Genomic DNA, 19,529 nt, shown 5'->3' with positions numbered 1-19,529 from the left:
CTAATGAAAATTTTGTATATCCAGTCGGGATATGGAGGAATATACAGTTATTTTGACCGCTGGGCTGAAGAATGCTTTCGGCACGCTCAGACAGAATACATGGCTGCAGATACACCAGACACCGAATCGCTGTCACGCATTGAAACGTTTCAGCCGGATTTCGCACTCATGATGGTTGGAGTTCACGTTCCTCACGACTGGCTGACCTGGTTAAAGGGTAAGGGTATTCCCGTATATGTTTGGCTGACAGAAGACCCATTTTATATTGATATCAGTCTTCAGGTGATAAAGCACGCTGACGCAGTTTTAACAATTGACCAAAATGCTGCTCTCTATTATCAGGATCTTGGTTATCAGCATATCTATTATGTTCCGATTCCTGTTAATCATCGGCTGTTTAAAAAAATGGACACCGCACATTCCTTTCATTCACAATTGCTTATCATCGGCTATCCTTACCCTAATCGGGTTCAGCTTGTGAAAGAAGCGGCATATCTCCCGTACACCGTTCGGGTCATCGGAAAGGAATGGAGAAAATACCTGCCTAAAAAAGTACTCAAACAGCCGCATATAGATGTAGTCAGCACATGGGTTCCGCCTGAACAGGCCGTTCATTATTATAACGGGGCAGACATCGTGATCAATCCGCATCGGCCGTATCATTTTATGTTCAACAAAAATAAAAGCCGCATTAAAAATACAAGCTTTAATAACCGCACCTTTGATATCGCTGCATGCGAAGCATTTCAACTAGTGGATCTCCCCGCGGCACATCCTTTTTCATCCTTTATTTCTTATCACAGCATCAACGACTTTAAGGAAAAAGCCGCTTTCTATATCAATCATCCTGAGGAACGAAACAAAGCTGCGGCGTTAAATTATAAAGAGACCGTTCCTGCTCATACATTTGATGAGCTTCCCGCAAAACTGAAAGCCATTCATCTGGCGCTTTCTTGAAAAATCGTTCATTTCATATGAACGATTTTTTCGTGCACATAAAAAAGCAGCCGAAAATAGGCTGCTTCTTTATTCATCAGATCTGTCCTTCAGCTTCCTTGGATTCACCTGTTTATTCAGGTCAGGTTTTCCGCCTAGATGCTGAGAAATCTGTTCCCATGATACAATTTTGAAATTTTGATTGACAGCTTGTCCATTTTCTATATTTTCTCCGTCCTGCGCTACAAAAATGCCGTACGGATATTTTGGCCCCAGCCCGAAACCAAGAACATCAATACCGTCAGTATCACTCGTCCCGTCTATTTTCTCGCCATCCGTAATTTCAAAATTGGCAATATACCGATTGCCTCCCTGTCTTTCATACAACGCATAGCTGTTATTGCCTTGGCTTGAGGCGATAAGATAACCTTTTCCGTCCGGCGCATAATAAATGGTCAAGCCCTCAATATCAGCTGTCAAATGCTTTCCAGAAGCATGATCAATGACTTTGCCCTGCGATCCTCCAGATGGTTCAGCATTAAATTTCCAAATCGCTGTGTCTTCCTCCGCTATATAGAGATTCCCGTACTCGTCATCTGCGACGAGACCTTCAGTTTGTGAATGTAATTTGAATTGCCGCACTTTTTTCCCTGTTACATATCCCTTCCCATTGTCGGCAATTTCATATTGCTCGAACTCTCCTTGCTTTCCTGTTACCAACGCATAAAATGCCCCTGTTTTTTGGCTGTGATACAGGCTGAAACCGTAAACTTCAGAAATATCAGTGGAAATAGGATGTTTTGGGTCTGTGATGCTTTTCAATTCACCTTTTTCCCCATCAATGGCGTAAACTTCGATCGAATTTTTTCCTTCTGTCCGGTTTGAAGCAGCGGCAATGTCAATCTGTTTGCCGTTGAACGGAAAATCATAACGCAGATCGACATTATTCAGCTTGCCAAACTCGTAAGAATTGATCTGTTTGCCGTCCAAATCATACACGACTAACCCGGACTTCTTGTTTGTCGTTATCAATTTGCTTTTTTCCGGATGCTTTGCATCAACCCAAATGGACGGATCATCCGCTGCGTCATCTCCTGAAGCAACCGGGTCAGTCTCTCCCTTTGCCGTCACTTTGAAATGATTCGCTTCATCAGCCTGATGAGCCGATACCGAGTTTGCAGATAGGCTAAGCAATAAACCCGCAGCGGCACTAAACAGAATAGTTTTTGGATACTTCATTTTACAGCCTCCTTATTTTAACCTTCATTTCTTATTGTAAAATATATGAAGTTAATGAACAGTGAGACAATCGAACCTTTTTTTTCGTAGTGTTTCTAATTCAAAAGAGAGCTTTTTATATGGACGTGATAAGATCATATGGGACCTGTTTATATGGAGCGAAAAAAGATAATATGAAAATTTAGTACACTGTTTATTTAGTTAGATTAAGCCAATCTCTTCATTTTCTATTAAAAAAGAACACTTTGTGACATCATCATTCCCCTAAATTTCGTTTTATTGGTTGCTTTCATTAACTCGATTAAAATGTTGAACATATGATGCATGGTAGAGAAACGAGAGTTGGAGGATAAGCCATGCCTAAACAGCAAACAGCAGAACTAAAACCATTTTTCCATAACAAAACAGTTTTAGTCACTGGCGGAACGGGTTCAATCGGAAGTCAAATTGTCAAACGCCTTTTGCTGCTTACACCAAAAAAGGTCATTGTATTCAGCAAAGACGACAGTAAACAGTATGTTATGAGTCAAAAGTATGCGGAGGATCAGCGGCTTTCATTTGTACTTGGAGATGTGCGCGACCACCGGAGAGTGAATCAGGTGATGACAGGTGTCGATATCGTCTTTCACGCAGCAGCGCTGAAACAGGTACCGACATGCGAAGACAATCCGTTTGAAGCGATCCAGACCAATCTCATCGGCGGACAGAATGTGGTGGAGGCCGCCCTAATCAATGGAGTACAGCATGTCATCAATATCAGTACAGATAAAGCTGTTTTTAAAGATACTGACTACAAATTGATAAAAAAGAAAGGGCTATTCTGAACTTTTCAGAGCCCTTTCAAATAGTAATCTTGCAACTTCTTTATAAAACTGATCTAAGTTATCATCCTCAAATTTTTGGTCAATAATTCTTATTGAGTAGTTTTTTCTTTGAATAACCTTAATTGTTTTCTTCTTCAGTTCTTCATATTCTTCATAAGGCATTTATCTACCCCCCCGTTTTCACAGGAGTATTATATGTATGTAAGGGTTTGTCTCTTGACTGTTCTTTTTTAATTAGTTCCCCGCAAAGCTTGTTTAAATAATATGTATAATTCACTTTCTTTTTCATCGAGCGCACTTCAGTCCCAATCTCTTCACAAATCGCAATCGGGATACTGGACTTGTTTACTTTATTCTTATATGTATGTTCCAACTGTTTTTCAGCTATGTTCTTATATGTAAGGAAATCATCAATATGTACGAAATAAACCTTGTTCACAGGCTCTCTAAATTGAAACAGAAAACCAGGGATTATGTTTGGGTACTGTGTTGCTTCCTTTAAATATTTAATCTGCTGCGGCTTTATGATTTTCTCGCTGAAGGAAATGGACTTACTTTTTGTCGACTTAAGCTCAAAGGGGAACAAATACCCCTTAAAAAACAGAAAGCAATCATATTTGTTTTTTGATACCACTGCTCCCCTTTTCAAAAACATTGGGTTAACGTCTTTAATCCGGTAGAAGAACAACTTTTGATCTGCTGCAGATTTTTCAATGTTCGCTTCAAAAACTTTTCCTTGATTGTTTGCTCCCAATCAATCACTCTCCTAATCTATATTGAAGGTAAAATATGTATGTGCTAAAATCGTTCCTGAAAGAGGTGTACATAGTGAAAAAACAATGGAAACCAGTTGATTCAAGACTCAATGAGCTCATGCATGAATATAGCGTTTCAATTGAAGATCTTGTTGAACGTACTGGATTATCAAAACAACGTATTAATGATTATGTAGGTGGTTTTAAATCAAACATGAATATTGGAACAGCAATGACAATTGCTGATGCCATAGGCTGCTCTATAGAAGAGCTATATGTATGGAACTTTAAAGAGCGCAGACATTTAATCAAATAAATTACATGGTGGTTCCCTATTTGATCCACCTAATTTCCTGCATTAATTCTTCATTATTGTCAGCTAAGTTAATTAAGTTACGATGCGCTCTTTGCAAATCTTTTTCTTCAATTGCCTCCTTTACTGTTTTCATTTGTCTATCCATCTTGTTATATAATGTTTGAATTGAATGATAAGCCTCGGCCATACCGCTCATCCTCCACTAATTTTATTTTTATTCTAAAAGTTTAAGAGGGCGTCTTGAATACCTGAGATTTCAATACACCCAGTGATCTTTAAAACTCATAACAATTATCTTTTTCACTCAAATATCTTGCCGTTCGTCTGTACATATTTCTTTATATTTGTTCTTTATTTTCAACAGCTCAATTTGAGACTCAATGTGTTGAATATCCTGACTTTCTAATCCGCTAACATCGAATACTTTCAAGTTGTTATCAGAATTAGCATCCGAAATAAAATTTGATACCTTCACAACATCTATAGTTGGTATTGAAAGTGCCACGGCTATTTTTTTTAAAGTCTTTTGAGAGGGATTTTTCCTCTTGCCACTTTCTAATTGAGAAATATATGATACTGTTAAATCCGCTAGCTCAGCAAGTTTGCTCTGTGTTATATTCCGATTGATTCTTATCTGCTTTATATAAGCTGCTAAATTAAATTCTTCAGTCTTACTCATTAGAATTCACTCCAAAAAATTTTATAATCATTCCACTCTAAAGTGATCTGCTTAAAAACATGGTTTTAAAACTCCCATTTGTTTTTCAATATTCACATAATAATACTAGCAGAATGTTTAATAGAATTTAAGCCAGTCAGCTTGTAATCCCTTCTTATTTTCGTACATATTCATCCAACTAAAAATGATATAAAGGCAAACACTCTAAATAAAATCAACATTTTATCAAGTTATTTTTCAAACTTTCCTAAGTCATACATTTGGTCAAGTAAATTCATAGAGACATCAAATACTTCACTGTATACTGCACAACTTATTTCTCCTGTTGAGTTTAAACCGTTTAAGTAATCAGCCATTTCAGCCTTCAATTTCTCTTTATTTGTAGCATCTGGAGATATTCCCCAACTCATCCATTGCACCTCTTTTTTGAATAAAATTAGAATTTTAATTGAATCTAAATCTCGAATGTTTTAAGTTCAAACGTTTTATATGAATCTACTTCTTCACCAGGTATCACATTGACACTCGGATATTTATCATAGTCATACGGATATCCAATACAGTTCATGTGAAAATTTGTTCCCTCTTTATCAAACTCAGCTTGTAAATGATCATGGCCACAAATCCAATGTTTTGCGTTAATGAATGGCACATCAACCATATAGCAGCTGTTTGGCTCAAACGGAGAATAAGGATTGTGAACAGGTGGAACATGTGAGACAAATACATCAACATGTGCACTTTCAAGCGTTTCATACCAATCCATTGATTCTTTCCACATCGCTCTTACCCCATCTACTTTGTTGTAACCATTAATACAAATGTAATTAGAGTCATTAGATACTCCTTTAAAAAAGTCCCATCCTTCGATTCCTTTTGGAAGGTACCACATTACATCTCCTGCAAAGACTTTACCTTTGTATGTATCAGTTGTCTTAATTAATGGTGTTACATTTTTTATGTCAGCAGCCTTTTTGATTAAATCATTCAACCTGCCTATTGAGTCTGAGTATTTTCTTTTTTGGCTCTTGCTAAGTAAATAAAGATCATGATTTCCATATGTAAAGTAAACCTTCTCGTATTGCTTTGCTACCTCATCTAGAACCCATAATGTTTGTTGATTCCATTCGGTAAAATCACCGGCAATGACTAATACCTCTCCATTACCGTTTGAGATTAACCTATTAACGATTTCTCTTGTTCGCTTCTCCCACTTAATCTGATTTACATTCCAAGGAATCCAATGATTTATATGGAGATCTGATACATAATCGATTTTCATTTTATCCCCACCTATCTTCATTACAAAATTTATTTGTTTGCGTGTATAAATTAAAATAATCTCTCCATAATATGATTCAAACAAGCTTGTTTTCATTACACTTTAGGAGATGAATAAGATGGCTCAACAAAGCAGATCAAGATCAAACAACAATAATGAGTTATTAGTTCCTCAAGCAGCTTCAGCTATTGAACAAATGAAACTTGAAATAGCTTCTGAGTTTGGTGTTCAATTAGGCGCTGAGACTACTTCTCGTGCAAACGGTTCAGTTGGTGGAGAAATCACTAAACGTTTAGTTCGCTTAGCTCAACAGAACATGGGCGGTCAATTTCATTAATGTGTATGGGAGTGGCTTCTGCTACTCCTTTTTCTCTTTTACAGCATAAGTCGATCGATTTCCAGTTGTTCTTTTTTCGATTTCTGCTCCACAGTGTTTGCATTCATAAAAATTAGAAAAATAATCTAATCCTCCTCCCATATACATTAGTCCCAGTTGATGAGGTGAATTAAAATTCAAAGCCGGACAGTTTGGAATATAACTAGTTTCTTTCATATAATCACCTTTCTCTTTAAAATACAGATTTTATTTAATAATCACTTTACTGAACAACTTTTTCACTTATTTCAATTTCACAGTCTTCCTTAAAAACTACACACAATTTCATTCTTATGTCGTCTTCAGTTGTGTACCAAGTTTTAACCAAATATGCTTCTTGTATAAAATCCTCTTCTACTATTTCATAAACATGGCCTACAAAATTTTTGTACCATCCATGCCCCTTAATAATCCGTAAATTTTCTGGTTTCATTTATTCGTCCTCCTTTGCCTGCTCAACGATCTCATCACGGCGTATTTGTGCGCTTTTCTCCGGCTGCCATAAACGTTCCTCTAGCGTTGTACAGACCGGAGTCGTTACCGTATTCGCATCGCCAGGTATAATAACAACGTCTTGATTCGTTTTTGCGTAGTGAACTACAAATCTATAAGAATATACTCCACCAATAACGATATCTCCAAAACGAGATTTATAACCGAAATATTTATCATCTTTCTTTTCAAATACCGTATTCGCATTATCGATAAGCAATTTATTTTCCAATTCGCCAACTCCTTAGATATCATTTAATTTTTGTGTCAGCTGAATAAATTGATCATGTAGCTCTTTGAATTTTCCCTTATTTATGTATGCTTTATTTTCCCTAAACACAAATAGATTCCGATATGCTCCTCTATTCCTTTTAATAATTTTAGTAGCAATAGTCGAGCTTACCCATTCTTCATTTACTAACTGGTTTAGAATTTCACCGAGTTCGAATAGAATTTCTAGTTTCTCTTTGTTCTGCTGTGTTTCAAGTCTTAACAATTTCCTCTGTGTTTCAAGTTTCATTGTTTCAAATTTGTATTTCTTTTTCTTCAAGGCTGCTATCTTTTCATTTGCGTTATGTATTTTGTCTCCTGCCCCCAATGAATCACCTCCTTAAAGTTTCAATAAAATATTAGTTTTATTAAAATGCATATTTTTTGTTTTTGTATTTTAAATAAAAAACTTTTATTTCATTATCCTTCTGTTATCATATTATACATATTTTTTGCTTTTGTCTATAATTATTTTCAAAAGTTAGAAAAGAATAATTGTATTTGTTCTTTTCATCGGCTTTATTATGCTGTCTATTAGTCACTTTCCAATGGTCATTTAACATAGGAAAATATGAATCTGCTTCTTTTGAGACTGAGTCAACAATTGTCAAATATACTTTATCAGCGTAGGGCAAGAATGCTTTGTAAATCATACTTCCCCCTATCACCATTACTTCCTCATCAGGGTTAACTTGCCCTTGAATGAGTTTTAAAATCTCCTCAATTGAATGATAAACAAAGGACGAATAATCCGGCTTAAAATTCTTATCTCTGGTGAGTATAATATTCCTTCTATTCTGTAGAGGCTTACCTGTCATACCTATAATTGATTCGTATGTCGATCTTCCTTGAATACATATTTTCCCCTCAGTTTTTTCTTTGAAGTGTTTCATGTCAGCAGGCAAATGATACAGTAATTTGTTTTGATATCCAATGGCCAGAGTTCTATCACAGTAAGCAATAAGAGATAGCATTAAACCGCTACCTCAAATGAAAGCTTTTCCCCATGCTTATAGTTGAGCAACTTGAAATCATCAATTGTAAAATCATAAAAATCTTTAACGGTAGGATTGATCCATAGTTCAGGTGCTTCAAACTGTCCTCTTTCCATTTGAATTTTCAAATTGTCTATATGACGTGTGTACACATGGCAATCCCCAATGTTAAAGATATATTCACCAAGCTCATAACCTGTGACTTGAGCAATCATGCGCTGCAACACATTATACTGAAATACATTGAATGGATTTCCCAACGCCATATCATTGCTCCGTGCTCTTACCTCCAGATGGAGTTTCCCTTGTTTAACGTACCATTGTGTCTCGTATACACATGGTGTTAAGGCCATTGAGTCTAATTCATCAGGATTCCACAGCATTGTAATGTGTCTGCGTGAAGATGGATTGTTCTTCAATTGATGTAGAAGATAATCAACCTGATCCACTTTTTCTCCATTTAGGTTTCTGTTTTTCTTGGCCAGCTGGAATCCGTATGCATGTCCAATGGTGCCATCTTCTTGTTTCCATTGATCCCAAATATGTACGCCCATCTTGTTTAAATCATTAACATCGTTCGATTTCAGCTGCCAAATCCAGAGCAACTCTTTAATCGCTGTTTTCCAGGCAACTTTTTTTGTCGTTAAAATCGGAACCTCTGAGTTGTCGAATCTCATTTGCTTACTAATCACGCTTAGTGTATGAGCAGGTGTTCCATCTGATTCCCACTTGGTTCTTACATCAAACTCTTCGTCTGAGATTCCATTATTGATGATATCCTTTATAATTGAATTGTATTGTTTATCGAATTGAGTCATGATTCTCAGTCCTTTTGGAAATAGTATTTGAAAAAGTAAAGCATTAATTAAATATTTTATACGAATATATCTGCCAAATAAAATACAACAAAAAGAAAATTCCCACAAACAAATAACAAGTAAAAATATGTGTTTTGCTTGATTCTTTCACCGTCTAATACATCTAAAACTTTAAACATACTAAGGACAACATAAATAAGTGAAACTGCTGTCCAAGCAAGCATTAGAATGTTATCATGCATAATTAATCCGATATAAGCCAAAGGGACAATGAAAGATATCCCCTTGAGCAAAGTAAACAGGTAAATCAAATTCTTATTTCGTTTCATATTTTCTAATGATGAATTATCGACCACATTCTTTACTTTTCTATACGCATTACCTTCTCCTCGAACAATCAATCTGACCTCATTAATGTTTAATGCAATTAGATAAGCTGCTAGAAATAAAGTTACATATGTTATAATAAACATCTCCTAATTTTATATTTGTGTTTGATTAGCTATTACTCACCCTCAAATTCAACACCATTCATATTTGCTTTTATTCAAATAGCTCCCCTTTTAAACCATTCACTTGATCAGTAATACTTTCTTTAATTGCATGTGGTAACTGATCAATCCCTTTTACAATCCGTTTCTGACCAGTTTTCCTGATTTTTGCAGTCATCTCTTTAAAACACTCTAAAGCAGTATCTGAGATTTCATCATATAGCCCCTGAATTTTCACTAATACACTTAAATATTCTTCGTCACCTTCTTCAAATAGTGACAACCCTTCTTCAAGTTTGTTGATCTTTTCAATACTCTTTAATATTTTATTTTTATACTTTAACAATTAATCACCCACCTATTTTAATTATGGTCGATCATCTTCAAGAAATTAGACGCTGCCTTTTTGTATCTCAGATCTTTTTCATACTCAGCAACTCGTCTCATGTGCTCAATAAATTCATCTTCAAGTCCTCGTAACTGAAGAAACACAAAGCAAAGACCGTTCCTATAAAGCATGTCGTCATATTTTGCTTGTAAATCTCCTTCTTGGTTATTAATGATCACTTACCTCCTTAATAAATTCGGATAAAAGCATTCTTTTATTTAAATGATTAATCCATCGACACCTATATCCTAAATGTGGTAAAATCGACGTCAATTATTAAAACTGTAAAAACAAAGAAAGGAAGGATTGATATGTATTTGAGTATTATAATTTTAGCATCCATGCTTTTATGGGGTGCAGTTATCCATGAACTAAGTAAACCTTCAAAAAAGCAAAGCACAAGAAAAATTGTTTCTTTGACATCTTTAGGTTCTTTATCGACTTTAGTTATTACTATTTCACTTTTTCAAAACTTCCCTTTTTAAAATTAATTAAATCCTTCGTATTAAAATATTCATTTTAAACATAATATTTATATCTACCTTGGCTGAAACCTCCATTGTTCAGATCACACAGCATGAATACAGCCAAGGTTTCAACTAAGAAATTATATCAGCAACATACTTAGACCAAGATTCCAGTCGGTTAAGTACTTCAGGATTATCAAAATCATTCTTATGTAGCCAAAAGCCCTCTAATTGATCTGTTTCTCTTACTGATACCTCTGCAGTCTCAGGCAATTTGACTACAAGCAATACGCCTAAGTGAACTTTTCCTACTTCATTTAGGTCGTCATTAATCAATCCCACAATTTCCAAATTCAAATTAGATGTAGAGATAAATAATTCTTCTGTAAGCTCTCTTCTTAAATTTTCAGCGACTGCTTCCCAAAAATTTGTGCCTTCAATTGCGTTCATGTGTCCTCCAACACCAATTGACAATTGATCGTGAAGTCTCATTTCTCCGCTTTTTTTTAAGCGCTTGTACGCAAATACTTGGTCTCCTTTTTGTAAAACGGCATAAGGTATTGGCTGTTTATAGTTCTGATTCTCCTCAGCGTTTCCTCTCCTCATATCGGCCATGCTTTCAGCGAGATTTTCGATTATTTGATCAACCTTATCGAGATCAGATTCAATTCCTTGAAAGACCAGTTTTTCATTATCAAATACTTTATCTCTAGGTGCTACAACAATTACTTCATCCATTTTCCCCATTTAATCATTCTCCTTTTGTTTTTAATGTATGTATGATTTTGTACTGTCTTCTTTAGTAAACAGGCTCATTATTGTTCGAACTTTGCCCTCAACTCTTCATATAGTTTACGATCACTTTCTTCTTTCACTTTGAGATACTTTTCTCTTTCAGCATCTTGCTTCTTTTTTAGCTCATTCTCATACTCTTCCCACTCTGTTTCATCGATCACACCTTTTTCATGTAATTCTCTTTTCAGAGGGTGTAAGATCTTCTTTGCTTCATGTGCGTATAAAATTCTTGTCTCATAGTCATCATCCCAACCAGCTTGTTGACAAGCCATAAACACGCCTCCATCTTTAGTAATAATTGTTGTTTGCTCACAAAACTGATTTGCCCAAACATAAGCAACTTCTTTTCCAATTAATCCTTCCTGAGTTTCAATGAAATACATTTATTAGCTCCTTTTAATTTAAGTTTGTTTAAAATTACCCTTTTATCGTAATTCCTTTAATAACTCATCAAGTTCATTAGGCTTAAAACCAACACTTCGGTTTACTTCTTCTCCTTGATCATTCAGCAGAATGGTTGCCGGAACTCCCATAACACCAAATCTAGCTGCTACTTCTGGTTCCTGTGTAACGTCCACTGTCTCAAATTGAATATCTGCTTGTTCTAAGTAATTGGACACCATTTTACATGGATTGCAATTAGGCTGCTCTAATTTAATCAATCTCATTGAATACATCCTTTCTCGGTAAAAATGAAATCTGAATCCCTTAATGGTTCAACCGTTGCTTTTTTGTACCCATTCCCTTTAGTTGAAAAGAAGTCATGGGATTTAGTCTTAGTGCTTAACCCATTGATAACAATTGGGTTAACATATTCCTCCTCGAACAGATGGTCGAATCCCAGGTTGTTTAAAGCTTTATTTGCGTTGTATCTGATGAATTTCTTTACATCTGGAGCTAAACCAACCTGATCATAGACATCTTCTGTATACTCTAATTCATTTTCATAAAGCTCCTGCAGTAAGCTTAGAGCCCATGCATACAGTTCTTTTTGCTTTTCTGGTGTTTGCTTCTTATAAATCTCCTGAGCTAACAATCCAATATACGTTCCGTGAATCGCTTCGTCTCTAATACCCTTAGTTCAACCGAGTTCGCTACTATCGGTTCGTTGCCCTGTCGCAACCGCCTTACGTTACCGTAAGGAGCAGACTATATCATCATCCCTGTAGGATGCCTCCCGTTTCGATTTAAGGGGTTCTCACCCACGCCAATAGCTTGCGCCCTACTCGTTTTGCGGAATTTCGCCGCCTATGCGATAGTCGTTGAACGTTCTATGCGATCCCATAAAGTCTTCCATCTTCTTTTATGTCGAATTAGACTAACGTAACGAGGATGAAGGCTGTATTTTTCACCAGCTTCAACATTGTTCATTCCAGCAATCAAATCGTAGATTAAATTTGTTGCCTCCATATTTGTGAGCTTTGACATTGAATTACTTTCTCCAGGTTGTCCTGACATTAATCCAATTTTCATTGCATGTAGAGTGTTTTCTTTAGGTGTAACTATTTCTAAGTTCCGAACGTGGTTGTTTAGTTTATTTCCATCTATGTGGTTTACAAACATTCCTTTTGGTATTTCATGAATAAAATATTTTGCGACTAACCTATGTACTAAAAAGTTCTGTGTTCCTTTTTTCGGATGCGTGTATCCTATCATTTCATAGCCATGTGGAGTAATAAATGTCTTTCTTGGTTTCTTTAATTTTTTTGATATGATAATTCCCGTTTCGGTTATCCACCATGGTGCTTCTTCGACTTCCTTTCTTATCACTTTCACCTCCTTTGGGTTCGCATAGCTTCGCTGCTGATTGTCCTAAAAAGGATTTTCCAGCAATTAGAGAGGTTCACATTTGCCGTTGCCGACAAAAGGGACTATTAAATAATCAGGTTGATGATCTCCCCACTCTGCATGAGCTTACCTTGTCCATAAAAGTAAAGTGGATAATAAAACCCTGAGTAAAAAAGAAAACTCTCCAGAAATACAGATGCAACCATTGCTTTGAATAAGGAAATTTCATCGTTATTCTCAACTGCTTTATAAATTGAAACAATTGTTCTAGCCTTCTTTTGAAGAAATCTATTGTTTTTCACCCATTCGAATACTTCATTGATCTTCTCGGTTGGAGCCAAAGTTAGAAAGATGTTGCTGTACGACTTTGCATGGACAGCGTTCTCCATCATTGCCATAAAGTTCAGCACCGCTTTCCGCTGATGGCCGTCTACGTGTTCAGCCACGATCGGCATTCCTGTATTCCCCTGCTCTGTATCAAGAAGAGTCAATCCGGCCAGTACCTTCATATAAGTGTCCTGCTCGTTTTTTCCGAGATACTTCCATGTGAGAAGATCGCCGTTTAGCGAAATCTCTTCCGGAAGCCAGAATTGCTTAACGTTCTGCGCGTAGAACATTTGCGTAAAATCGTCTTCGTGGCGCGACCAATCGGCCGCCGTGTGGATTGCGTTTGCGTTCGTCAATTATTCGTCCTCCATATCGTCTATATTTTCGCATGCAATATCGCAGTACGTTCCTTTTTCGCTAATGATTACGCACGTCGGGTTATAATCTAAATCCCGACCGCACGTTTTACATACCATATCGCTTAAACAACGCATGATAAGCACCCCTCCTGCGTTGTGTCTTTTGTTCGCGCATAATACAACGTCTTGACGCCTTTGTGATGCGCGTATAAGTCAATCCGGTTCAGATCACGCGTCGTCATCGTATCTTTCAAGAACAGCGTAAAAGAAATGCCTTGGTCGACGTGCTGCTGAATCGTTGCGATCATATCGACGACTTTAAACATATCCATGTCGTACGCTTCTTTGTAGAAGAACCAATTCTGCGGCGATAGCCCCGGCATAGGATAATACGTCTTCGAATTGCCGTACGTACGCTCTTCGATGCGCTCCATAATCGGCATAACACCGGCTGTAGATGATTGGACATAAGAAATGCTTCCGGTAGGTGCAATAGCCAGTCTATACGAATGATACAGACCATATTTCATTACATCCTCTTTAAGCTTCGTCCAATCTTCAATATTAGGAATATGTTGATCTCCAAATAGCTTTTTAACCTTTTCATACTGAGGGCTATAATCATTTGTTACGTACTTTTCGAAATACTCACCTGATTTATAAGTCGAACCATCAAACTTGTAGTATGTCTCTCCTGTTTCTCGTGCAATTTCCATTGAACGCTGCAGAGAGTAGAAGTTAACCATCATAAAGTATGTATTAACAAAATCCTTAGCTTCTTCACTTTCATAAGCAATATTATTTTGAGCTAGAAATCCATGGAGGTTCATCTGCCCTAGACCAATTGATCTCATTAGAGTATTTGCTCTCGCAACTGCTGGAGCATTTAAAATGTTTGTTTTCCTTGTGACAGTTGTCAGTGCGTCAATTGCTATTCTGACTGTTGAAGCAATTGATTGATTACTCATTACATTTACAATGTTCATTGAGCCAAGATTGCAGGAGATATCTAAACCAATTTCATCCTCTTTATCGTAATCCGTATAAACTGATACTTGTGATGATTGGAGGACTTCAGAACACAAATTAGAAAATTTCACTTTTGAAATATGCTCATTTGGATGCACTTTATTTACATTGTCAGCAAACATGATATATGGATAACCAGATTCGCTTCTTAGAATGGCCAATTGCTCTAACAGCTTTCGAGTATTCCCTTTAGCTTTTCTAACCCTAGGGTTTTCAACAAGCTCATCATACATTTCATTAATATCCATCTCATCAAGATACTGCCCATATTCCTTGTATACTGAATGCGGATAGAACATGTAATAATCCTTGTCTTCCCTTGCAAGTTCAATAAATTTATCAGGAACAACTACACCAATAGACAGTGTTTTAACTCTGACATCTTCATCAGCACTTATTTTTTTGGCATCCAGGAAGTCTGTTATGTCTGGATGGAATACACTTAGATAAACTGCTCCTGATCCTTGTCTTTGTCCCATCTGATCTGCATATCTAAAAGCATTATCCAATAGCTTCATAACACCTACGACACCTTTAGTCGCATTCTCTACGTCTTTAATTGCTTCACCTTTGGCTCTTAGTTTGTTTAGATTCAATGCTACTCCTCCACCTAGCTTAGAAAGCTGCATGGAGATATCAATGGCTCTAGAGATAGCATTCAAACTGTCATCCACTTCAAGTAAGAAGCAGCTCACCATTTCGCCTCTTCTCTTACGTCCAGCATTAAGGAAAGTAGGTGTTGCCGGCTGATACTCTTGTTTCATCATAGTATGTACTTCCTCAACTGCTTTCTCGTAATCACCATCAGCACAATATAGAGCTACAATTGAGACACGATCCTCATACCTTTCCAGGATCTTTGTTTTATCGTTTGTCTTCAATGCGTAGTCATTGTAGAACTTAAACGCACTCATAAAAGATGGGAATCTGAATTTGTAACTGTAAGCAATCTTATAAATTGATTTTATCTGTTCAAATGTATATTTGCTTAAGAATTCTTCTTCGTAATAATCATTTTTAATCAAATAATCAAGTTTCTCTTTTAGATCATGGAAAAAGACTGTGTTTTGATTAATGTAATCAACAAAGTAACTATGTACGGCCTCCTTATCCTTTTCGAATTGATACTTCCCATCTTTCTGAATCATGATCTCATTATTGAGCTTGATCCACTTTGGTATTGTGTTTGTCAATAAGTTGTACCTCCTGAATGATCTTCTGTAAGTCTTGTTTCGTTCCACTAAGTTCAAACTTTAATAACAATGGAATGTGGAACTTAGCTGAAATCTTGTCTCCAGCTAAACCATAGTTATCACCCCAAACCTTGTTACCACTAACTGCAACTCCTCTTATTTTATTTTTATTCTTTTTGATAAAATTCAAAGTCCTTTCAGGTACTTCCCCAAAGCCTATCGTATATGTAATATGTATGAACTCTTGAGTGATGATAATATCATCAGTTATTTCAATTGCCTCAATGTCTAACTCTTGTTGCAACGCTTTTACAAACCTTCTTACATTGCCAGTTTTACTCTCATATGTAATGATCACTAATCGTTATATGCCCCTGTAATTAATCTTGTAGTTGCACATTCAGCTTCATTTTCAACATGGTAATATGCTTCAGCTATTTCACTATTAATAGCTCCCATCTCAGCATATCCTTTGGCCATTTGAATCTCATATGGAGATAATTCCTCCAATTCAACAGGGATATAGTTATCCTTTTGGCTTTGCGGGATAACCATTTGATGTCCTTCTAAGTCAGTTGCAATAAGTTCTCCCTTAAATACTGTAAATGACTCACCATTTTGCATATGTATCTTCTTATTTTCTTTTGCTTCTTCCATAGTCACCAGATCATTACGCTTTACGTATAACTGTCTAGCTGCTCCCATTTTACATCTCCTTATTATTTGTTTTTTCAGTTTGAATAAGATAGAAGTTTTATCAAAATTTAAAAAACTTTAAAGGACTATCAATTGTCCTATTTGTTCTTTCAAATTGCTTTAAGAAACTATGTACGCTTCGCATATCTTGATTCGATAGGTTAACAAATTTCACATATTCTGGTTTACCTTGAATTGATATTACTGCCCAACTATGATGTTCATAATGGTTTATATCTGCTGAAATATTAAATTGTTTCATGATAGAATTATTCTCTTCAATGATTTTTTGGTTTAGAGATTCTAAATTTTTCAGCTTAAACTTTAGCCGTTTATTCTCTTCTAGTAATTTCTGCTCAAGAGAATCTATACCTAAGAAAGATATTAATTTGCTTTTAATCCAACTTTTCATTTCATCACTCCTCTTAATTTATTTTTATTCTTTAAAGTAAACTTCCGTCCATAATCAAAACTCTTTCTTCATTACTTTGAAGCTCTTCGAGAACATCAGATATTGGGGACAGCTCTTGATCCTCGGTTACTGTTCGACTGTGTTTTACAGCTGCGTACAACATACCAACTTCTTTGATCTCATCTCTTAAGTTCCCGTCATCATCCGCAATTTCTTCTGTATATAGCTTTATTGCCTTTTCTTTTGTATTTGCTTTTATTAATGCGTAATATGGGTCACGCACCTCAAAGAATTTCATCTTATTACATCATCTCCTAATTGATTTTTGTAAACCTAATTACCTCTTTTCCATCAACAACAACTGTTCCAAAGAACATGTCTTTAGGCCTTGCCCACAGAATGCCATCCATGTCTTCATATGTAACAAGCTTCTCTTCTGTCTCAGTATGAATTACCTCTCCAATAACCTTATATAGACCGCCTTTATAATGTTTAAACCGACAACCGATTACATTGTATGTATCTATTTACTTCACCCCCTTTTAAGCTTCCTCTAAATGAAACAATAAAACATTCTTATAAAAATCTACCTGAATTTCATTCTCTGTATCTTCTCCATTAACACAACACTTAAAAGGAGTGTCCCCATAAAATTCAAGCTGTTCTTGTAGTACCTCAATAACATCGCTAATTTTAGGATTAATTAATTTACCATTGCTCTCATCGTAAGCCATTCCTTCTTCCTCCTTTCTCAATAAAATCATCCTTTTATTCAGTTTCCAAAAGCTCTTTCATTTGGCTTCTCTCCACTCAAAACCGATATTAACGTTTGCTTGTTTAGGTCTGATAACTTCAACCGTGCTACCCCTGTCATATAGTCGACTTTTTAGCTCCTGCATGTTCTTATACAGTCCTATTCCAAAGGTACTCAGACTAATAAGCATGACTTCTTGTGTATCGGTATTAGCTTGATATTCCCTTTCTAGCGCCTTAACTATATACACATCATCCTCATGCATTCTAATAAAATAGCCGTCCTCTATCTCTTTCACCTTCGGCTTATCTGCTTCGTTCTTTCTAATCTTTAAATTTATTGGCATTCTCTTACCCCTTATTTCTTTCTATAAAATAAAACTTTTATATAGACTTATTGTCGGTTTGCAAAATGGTGTCAGCAGGTAAAGTTGTAACTTTCATTTCGCCGACTATTTCACCAGTCGATTTCTTTTTAAAAATAATCTTTGCAGCATTATCATCACTCATCTTCAGTACCTCCTTAGATAAACAATGTGCTAACATACAGAACAATCAATGCAAAAGCTGAATGAAGTAAAGACTTACCGGCTTTCTTGAAAATGTCCTCATCTTTTTCCTGATCTGACCGTTTCACACCTTTGACAAATACATTGAGTAAAACACCGATAACAAATGCATGAGGTAAGGTGACATGGACAATTTGAATGTTGTATGTATCAATTAGCAAAGGGTTTAACACGTAATTTAATCCGTAATAAACAATTAGTGACATAGTCAACGCTTCAACAAAAATAAGTAATCCAACTACAATTAACGAACCTGATCCAATAAAGAAACCGTTCCAAATATCTTTTGTATCCTTATTCAATAAAAGTCTCTCCCTTAATTTTTAGTGATTAGTCTCTTCCACCAGGAAGTTTTGAGATTGTCACTTTGTTCTTTAACAAATTGATTCTCTAGTTTGACACGCTGTTGCCATTCTTCTTCAAGTTTTGCTTGCTCTTGAATCGCCTTTTCAAAACTCTCTTTGTCTTCAATAGTTTTAATGATCTTATCAGTCTGATACGTCCATTCATTATTGGTGTTCCGCTGCCTATCAGTAACAACTACATATTCATTAAAACCAGGGATGTATACTTTGCCCCCAACTTCAATTGGATCTAAGTCAATTATTCCTTCGAAGAAACAGTTGAGTTCGATTTTCTCATATTCAGAAAAACGACCGAGTGCGTCCAATCCATATGATTTATTGATTATCTTGCCTTCAAACTTAGCTTGATGTCTCCCCACTTATTCACCTCCTTAAATGTAGCTCCCCATTTCATATTCTGTTATGATTCCTTGTTCAATAAAATTAGCCATAATTTCTTGCACTTTATCATTAGTAACGTATGCGAATTCAAGTTCCTCTTTTGTGCAAGCTTTCATATAGTATTGATAATCATATGGCTGTAAGTATCTTTCATCTAATACGTCAATTTCACCCTTGAGACTCTTTTTATGTATTGTTAAATTAAAAGTGATGTTAGGTTGAATTGATTTTATGAAGTACCACTTTGATTTCACGTGATCCGTAAAACCAATATCCCTCATTTGTTTATCTTCAAGAATATGAAACTTCATTATCTTCCCTCATTGATGATTTTCTTTAATGCTTTTAGAAGCATGTTCAGTGATTCCTTGTCACCCATTTCATCTCGATTGACCTCAATAAAGTGAACTGCTGATGTTAATTTATCCTTCATTTCAGTTACTCCTTTCACGATAAAAATTGAATTTTATTTAGACTTTACTGTTAGCAACTCCTCATTATTTGTTTTGATTTGTCGTATACTGCGCTTGCCCG

Annotated in this window: 38 protein-coding genes and 2 pseudogenes; 4 read left to right on the top strand and 36 right to left on the bottom strand. The window is 35.9% G+C overall.

Annotation, left to right across the window (positions count from 1 at the left end; genetic code table 11):
• The first annotated feature begins 3 nt into the window (after window positions 1-3).
• Complete coding sequence (locus KXD37_RS05580; protein ID WP_188323065.1) at window positions 4-957, top strand: DUF3880 domain-containing protein; 954 nt, start codon at window positions 4-6, stop codon at window positions 955-957.
• 69 nt (window positions 958-1,026) lie between these two features.
• Here KXD37_RS05580 and KXD37_RS05575 read toward each other — a convergent pair whose 3' ends face one another.
• Entirely contained in the window at window positions 1,027-2,175 is a 1,149-nt protein-coding gene (locus tag KXD37_RS05575) for a phytase (protein ID WP_263463389.1), read from the bottom strand.
• Window positions 2,176-2,531: 356 nt separating this feature from the next.
• Here KXD37_RS05575 and KXD37_RS05570 point away from each other — a divergent pair, with 356 nt between their 5' ends.
• Window positions 2,532-2,999: an SDR family NAD(P)-dependent oxidoreductase gene (locus KXD37_RS05570; protein WP_213417550.1), complete on the top strand. Its 468-nt coding sequence runs from the start codon at window positions 2,532-2,534 to the stop codon at window positions 2,997-2,999.
• On the opposite strand, the gene KXD37_RS05565 is transcribed toward KXD37_RS05570, so the two are convergent.
• On the bottom strand, window positions 2,991-3,161 hold the full coding sequence (locus KXD37_RS05565) for a hypothetical protein (RefSeq protein ID WP_164914266.1): 171 nt from the start codon (window positions 3,159-3,161) through the stop codon (window positions 2,991-2,993). The genes KXD37_RS05570 and KXD37_RS05565 overlap by 9 nt on opposite strands.
• Window positions 3,162-3,165: 4 nt before the next feature.
• Window positions 3,166-3,753: a hypothetical protein gene (locus KXD37_RS05560; protein ID WP_263463388.1), complete on the bottom strand. Its 588-nt coding sequence runs from the start codon at window positions 3,751-3,753 to the stop codon at window positions 3,166-3,168.
• A gap of 74 nt (window positions 3,754-3,827) precedes the next feature.
• On the opposite strand from KXD37_RS05560, the gene KXD37_RS05555 reads away from it, so the two are divergent.
• Window positions 3,828-4,070: a helix-turn-helix domain-containing protein gene (locus tag KXD37_RS05555; RefSeq protein ID WP_263463387.1), complete on the top strand. Its 243-nt coding sequence runs from the start codon at window positions 3,828-3,830 to the stop codon at window positions 4,068-4,070.
• A 16-nt stretch (window positions 4,071-4,086) separates the two neighbouring features.
• On the opposite strand, the gene KXD37_RS05550 is transcribed toward KXD37_RS05555, so the two are convergent.
• From KXD37_RS05550 to KXD37_RS05535, 4 genes are all read right to left on the bottom strand, one after another.
• The gene (locus tag KXD37_RS05550; protein WP_263463386.1) at window positions 4,087-4,257 is read right to left on the bottom strand and encodes a hypothetical protein; all 171 of its coding nucleotides are present in this window, start codon (window positions 4,255-4,257) and stop codon (window positions 4,087-4,089) included.
• Window positions 4,258-4,374: 117 nt separating this feature from the next.
• Entirely contained in the window at window positions 4,375-4,749 is a 375-nt protein-coding gene (locus KXD37_RS05545) for a helix-turn-helix domain-containing protein (RefSeq protein ID WP_263463385.1), read from the bottom strand.
• A gap of 230 nt (window positions 4,750-4,979) precedes the next feature.
• Complete coding sequence (locus KXD37_RS05540) at window positions 4,980-5,159, bottom strand: hypothetical protein (RefSeq protein ID WP_263463384.1); 180 nt, start codon at window positions 5,157-5,159, stop codon at window positions 4,980-4,982.
• Window positions 5,160-5,203: 44 nt separating this feature from the next.
• On the bottom strand, window positions 5,204-6,031 hold the full coding sequence (locus tag KXD37_RS05535; protein ID WP_263463383.1) for a metallophosphoesterase: 828 nt from the start codon (window positions 6,029-6,031) through the stop codon (window positions 5,204-5,206).
• A 118-nt stretch (window positions 6,032-6,149) separates the two neighbouring features.
• Here KXD37_RS05535 and sspC point away from each other — a divergent pair, with 118 nt between their 5' ends.
• A complete protein-coding gene (gene sspC, locus KXD37_RS05530; RefSeq protein WP_041336474.1) occupies window positions 6,150-6,368 on the top strand; it encodes an acid-soluble spore protein SspC in 219 nt (72 codons plus the stop codon).
• 21 nt (window positions 6,369-6,389) lie between these two features.
• Here the strand turns inward: sspC and KXD37_RS05525 are convergent, their stop codons facing one another.
• From KXD37_RS05525 to KXD37_RS05385, 29 genes and pseudogenes are all read right to left on the bottom strand, one after another.
• Complete coding sequence (locus tag KXD37_RS05525) at window positions 6,390-6,584, bottom strand: hypothetical protein (RefSeq protein ID WP_263463382.1); 195 nt, start codon at window positions 6,582-6,584, stop codon at window positions 6,390-6,392.
• Window positions 6,585-6,630: 46 nt separating this feature from the next.
• The gene (locus KXD37_RS05520) at window positions 6,631-6,840 is read right to left on the bottom strand and encodes a hypothetical protein (protein WP_059293304.1); all 210 of its coding nucleotides are present in this window, start codon (window positions 6,838-6,840) and stop codon (window positions 6,631-6,633) included.
• Window positions 6,841-7,131 carry a hypothetical protein gene (locus KXD37_RS05515; protein ID WP_263463381.1) on the bottom strand — a complete coding sequence of 97 codons (291 nt, stop codon included), beginning with the start codon at window positions 7,129-7,131 and terminating at the stop codon, window positions 6,841-6,843. It lies immediately after the preceding gene.
• A gap of 12 nt (window positions 7,132-7,143) precedes the next feature.
• A complete protein-coding gene (locus KXD37_RS05510) occupies window positions 7,144-7,497 on the bottom strand; it encodes a hypothetical protein (RefSeq protein ID WP_263463380.1) in 354 nt (117 codons plus the stop codon).
• Window positions 7,498-7,603: 106 nt separating this feature from the next.
• The gene (locus KXD37_RS05505) at window positions 7,604-8,143 is read right to left on the bottom strand and encodes a dihydrofolate reductase (protein WP_263463379.1); all 540 of its coding nucleotides are present in this window, start codon (window positions 8,141-8,143) and stop codon (window positions 7,604-7,606) included.
• On the bottom strand, window positions 8,143-8,982 hold the full coding sequence (locus KXD37_RS05500) for a thymidylate synthase (RefSeq protein WP_263463378.1): 840 nt from the start codon (window positions 8,980-8,982) through the stop codon (window positions 8,143-8,145). The genes KXD37_RS05505 and KXD37_RS05500 overlap by 1 nt, the downstream gene beginning before the upstream one ends.
• Window positions 8,983-9,038: 56 nt before the next feature.
• On the bottom strand, window positions 9,039-9,383 hold the full coding sequence (locus KXD37_RS05495) for a hypothetical protein (RefSeq protein ID WP_042976089.1): 345 nt from the start codon (window positions 9,381-9,383) through the stop codon (window positions 9,039-9,041).
• A gap of 142 nt (window positions 9,384-9,525) precedes the next feature.
• Complete coding sequence (locus KXD37_RS05490; RefSeq protein ID WP_106021355.1) at window positions 9,526-9,819, bottom strand: hypothetical protein; 294 nt, start codon at window positions 9,817-9,819, stop codon at window positions 9,526-9,528.
• Window positions 9,820-9,836: 17 nt separating this feature from the next.
• A complete protein-coding gene (locus KXD37_RS05485) occupies window positions 9,837-9,992 on the bottom strand; it encodes a hypothetical protein (RefSeq protein ID WP_263463404.1) in 156 nt (51 codons plus the stop codon).
• Window positions 9,993-10,460: 468 nt separating this feature from the next.
• Window positions 10,461-11,075, bottom strand: coding sequence for a hypothetical protein (locus KXD37_RS05480; protein ID WP_263463377.1), 615 nt, complete (start codon window positions 11,073-11,075; stop codon window positions 10,461-10,463).
• Window positions 11,076-11,143: 68 nt separating this feature from the next.
• Window positions 11,144-11,506: a hypothetical protein gene (locus KXD37_RS05475; RefSeq protein WP_263463376.1), complete on the bottom strand. Its 363-nt coding sequence runs from the start codon at window positions 11,504-11,506 to the stop codon at window positions 11,144-11,146.
• Window positions 11,507-11,548: 42 nt separating this feature from the next.
• Window positions 11,549-11,791: a thioredoxin family protein gene (locus KXD37_RS05470; RefSeq protein ID WP_263463375.1), complete on the bottom strand. Its 243-nt coding sequence runs from the start codon at window positions 11,789-11,791 to the stop codon at window positions 11,549-11,551.
• Window positions 11,788-12,195: pseudogene (locus KXD37_RS05465) on the bottom strand (ribonucleotide-diphosphate reductase subunit beta); the annotation flags it as partial. The gene KXD37_RS05470 and the pseudogene KXD37_RS05465, both read right to left, overlap by 4 nt.
• Window positions 12,196-12,371: 176 nt before the next feature.
• Window positions 12,372-12,893 (bottom strand): HNH endonuclease signature motif containing protein, encoded by a 522-nt coding sequence (locus KXD37_RS05460; RefSeq protein ID WP_010331065.1) that lies wholly within the window; start codon window positions 12,891-12,893, stop codon window positions 12,372-12,374.
• Window positions 12,894-13,000: 107 nt separating this feature from the next.
• Window positions 13,001-13,576 (bottom strand): annotated as a pseudogene (locus tag KXD37_RS05455) (ribonucleotide-diphosphate reductase subunit beta); the annotation flags it as partial.
• 18 nt (window positions 13,577-13,594) lie between these two features.
• Window positions 13,595-13,732, bottom strand: coding sequence for a hypothetical protein (locus KXD37_RS05450; protein WP_157883195.1), 138 nt, complete (start codon window positions 13,730-13,732; stop codon window positions 13,595-13,597).
• Window positions 13,720-15,819 (bottom strand): class 1b ribonucleoside-diphosphate reductase subunit alpha, encoded by a 2,100-nt coding sequence (gene nrdE, locus KXD37_RS05445; protein ID WP_263463374.1) that lies wholly within the window; start codon window positions 15,817-15,819, stop codon window positions 13,720-13,722. Before nrdE ends, KXD37_RS05450 begins: the two co-directional genes overlap by 13 nt.
• Window positions 15,782-16,177: a class Ib ribonucleoside-diphosphate reductase assembly flavoprotein NrdI gene (gene nrdI, locus KXD37_RS05440; RefSeq protein WP_263463373.1), complete on the bottom strand. Its 396-nt coding sequence runs from the start codon at window positions 16,175-16,177 to the stop codon at window positions 15,782-15,784. The genes nrdE and nrdI overlap by 38 nt, the downstream gene beginning before the upstream one ends.
• A complete protein-coding gene (locus KXD37_RS05435) occupies window positions 16,177-16,524 on the bottom strand; it encodes a hypothetical protein (protein ID WP_263463372.1) in 348 nt (115 codons plus the stop codon). Before KXD37_RS05435 ends, nrdI begins: the two co-directional genes overlap by 1 nt.
• Window positions 16,525-16,576: 52 nt before the next feature.
• Window positions 16,577-16,927: a hypothetical protein gene (locus KXD37_RS05430; RefSeq protein ID WP_263463371.1), complete on the bottom strand. Its 351-nt coding sequence runs from the start codon at window positions 16,925-16,927 to the stop codon at window positions 16,577-16,579.
• A gap of 31 nt (window positions 16,928-16,958) precedes the next feature.
• On the bottom strand, window positions 16,959-17,225 hold the full coding sequence (locus KXD37_RS05425) for a hypothetical protein (RefSeq protein ID WP_128740416.1): 267 nt from the start codon (window positions 17,223-17,225) through the stop codon (window positions 16,959-16,961).
• A 16-nt stretch (window positions 17,226-17,241) separates the two neighbouring features.
• Window positions 17,242-17,436: a DUF1653 domain-containing protein gene (locus KXD37_RS05420; protein ID WP_263463403.1), complete on the bottom strand. Its 195-nt coding sequence runs from the start codon at window positions 17,434-17,436 to the stop codon at window positions 17,242-17,244.
• A gap of 33 nt (window positions 17,437-17,469) precedes the next feature.
• Window positions 17,470-17,661 carry a hypothetical protein gene (locus KXD37_RS05415; protein WP_041056314.1) on the bottom strand — a complete coding sequence of 64 codons (192 nt, stop codon included), beginning with the start codon at window positions 17,659-17,661 and terminating at the stop codon, window positions 17,470-17,472.
• A 57-nt stretch (window positions 17,662-17,718) separates the two neighbouring features.
• The gene (locus tag KXD37_RS05410; protein ID WP_263463370.1) at window positions 17,719-18,027 is read right to left on the bottom strand and encodes a hypothetical protein; all 309 of its coding nucleotides are present in this window, start codon (window positions 18,025-18,027) and stop codon (window positions 17,719-17,721) included.
• 37 nt (window positions 18,028-18,064) lie between these two features.
• Entirely contained in the window at window positions 18,065-18,190 is a 126-nt protein-coding gene (locus KXD37_RS05405; RefSeq protein WP_263463369.1) for a hypothetical protein, read from the bottom strand.
• A 13-nt stretch (window positions 18,191-18,203) separates the two neighbouring features.
• Window positions 18,204-18,551, bottom strand: coding sequence for a hypothetical protein (locus KXD37_RS05400; RefSeq protein WP_263463368.1), 348 nt, complete (start codon window positions 18,549-18,551; stop codon window positions 18,204-18,206).
• A gap of 14 nt (window positions 18,552-18,565) precedes the next feature.
• On the bottom strand, window positions 18,566-18,919 hold the full coding sequence (locus KXD37_RS05395; RefSeq protein ID WP_411910716.1) for a hypothetical protein: 354 nt from the start codon (window positions 18,917-18,919) through the stop codon (window positions 18,566-18,568).
• Between the two features lie 66 nt (window positions 18,920-18,985).
• Window positions 18,986-19,306 carry a hypothetical protein gene (locus KXD37_RS05390; RefSeq protein ID WP_263463366.1) on the bottom strand — a complete coding sequence of 107 codons (321 nt, stop codon included), beginning with the start codon at window positions 19,304-19,306 and terminating at the stop codon, window positions 18,986-18,988.
• Window positions 19,306-19,428, bottom strand: a complete 123-nt coding sequence (locus KXD37_RS05385; protein ID WP_263463365.1) for a hypothetical protein — start codon at window positions 19,426-19,428, stop codon at window positions 19,306-19,308. Before KXD37_RS05385 ends, KXD37_RS05390 begins: the two co-directional genes overlap by 1 nt.
• Between the last annotated feature and the right edge of the window lie 101 nt (window positions 19,429-19,529).

The organism is Bacillus sp. XT-2, from assembly GCF_025696525.1.
Taxonomy (GTDB): Bacteria; Bacillota; Bacilli; order Bacillales; family Bacillaceae; genus Bacillus; species Bacillus halotolerans.
Note: the sequence above shows the minus strand (reverse complement) of the source record. Positions and strands in the feature narration are given on the sequence as shown.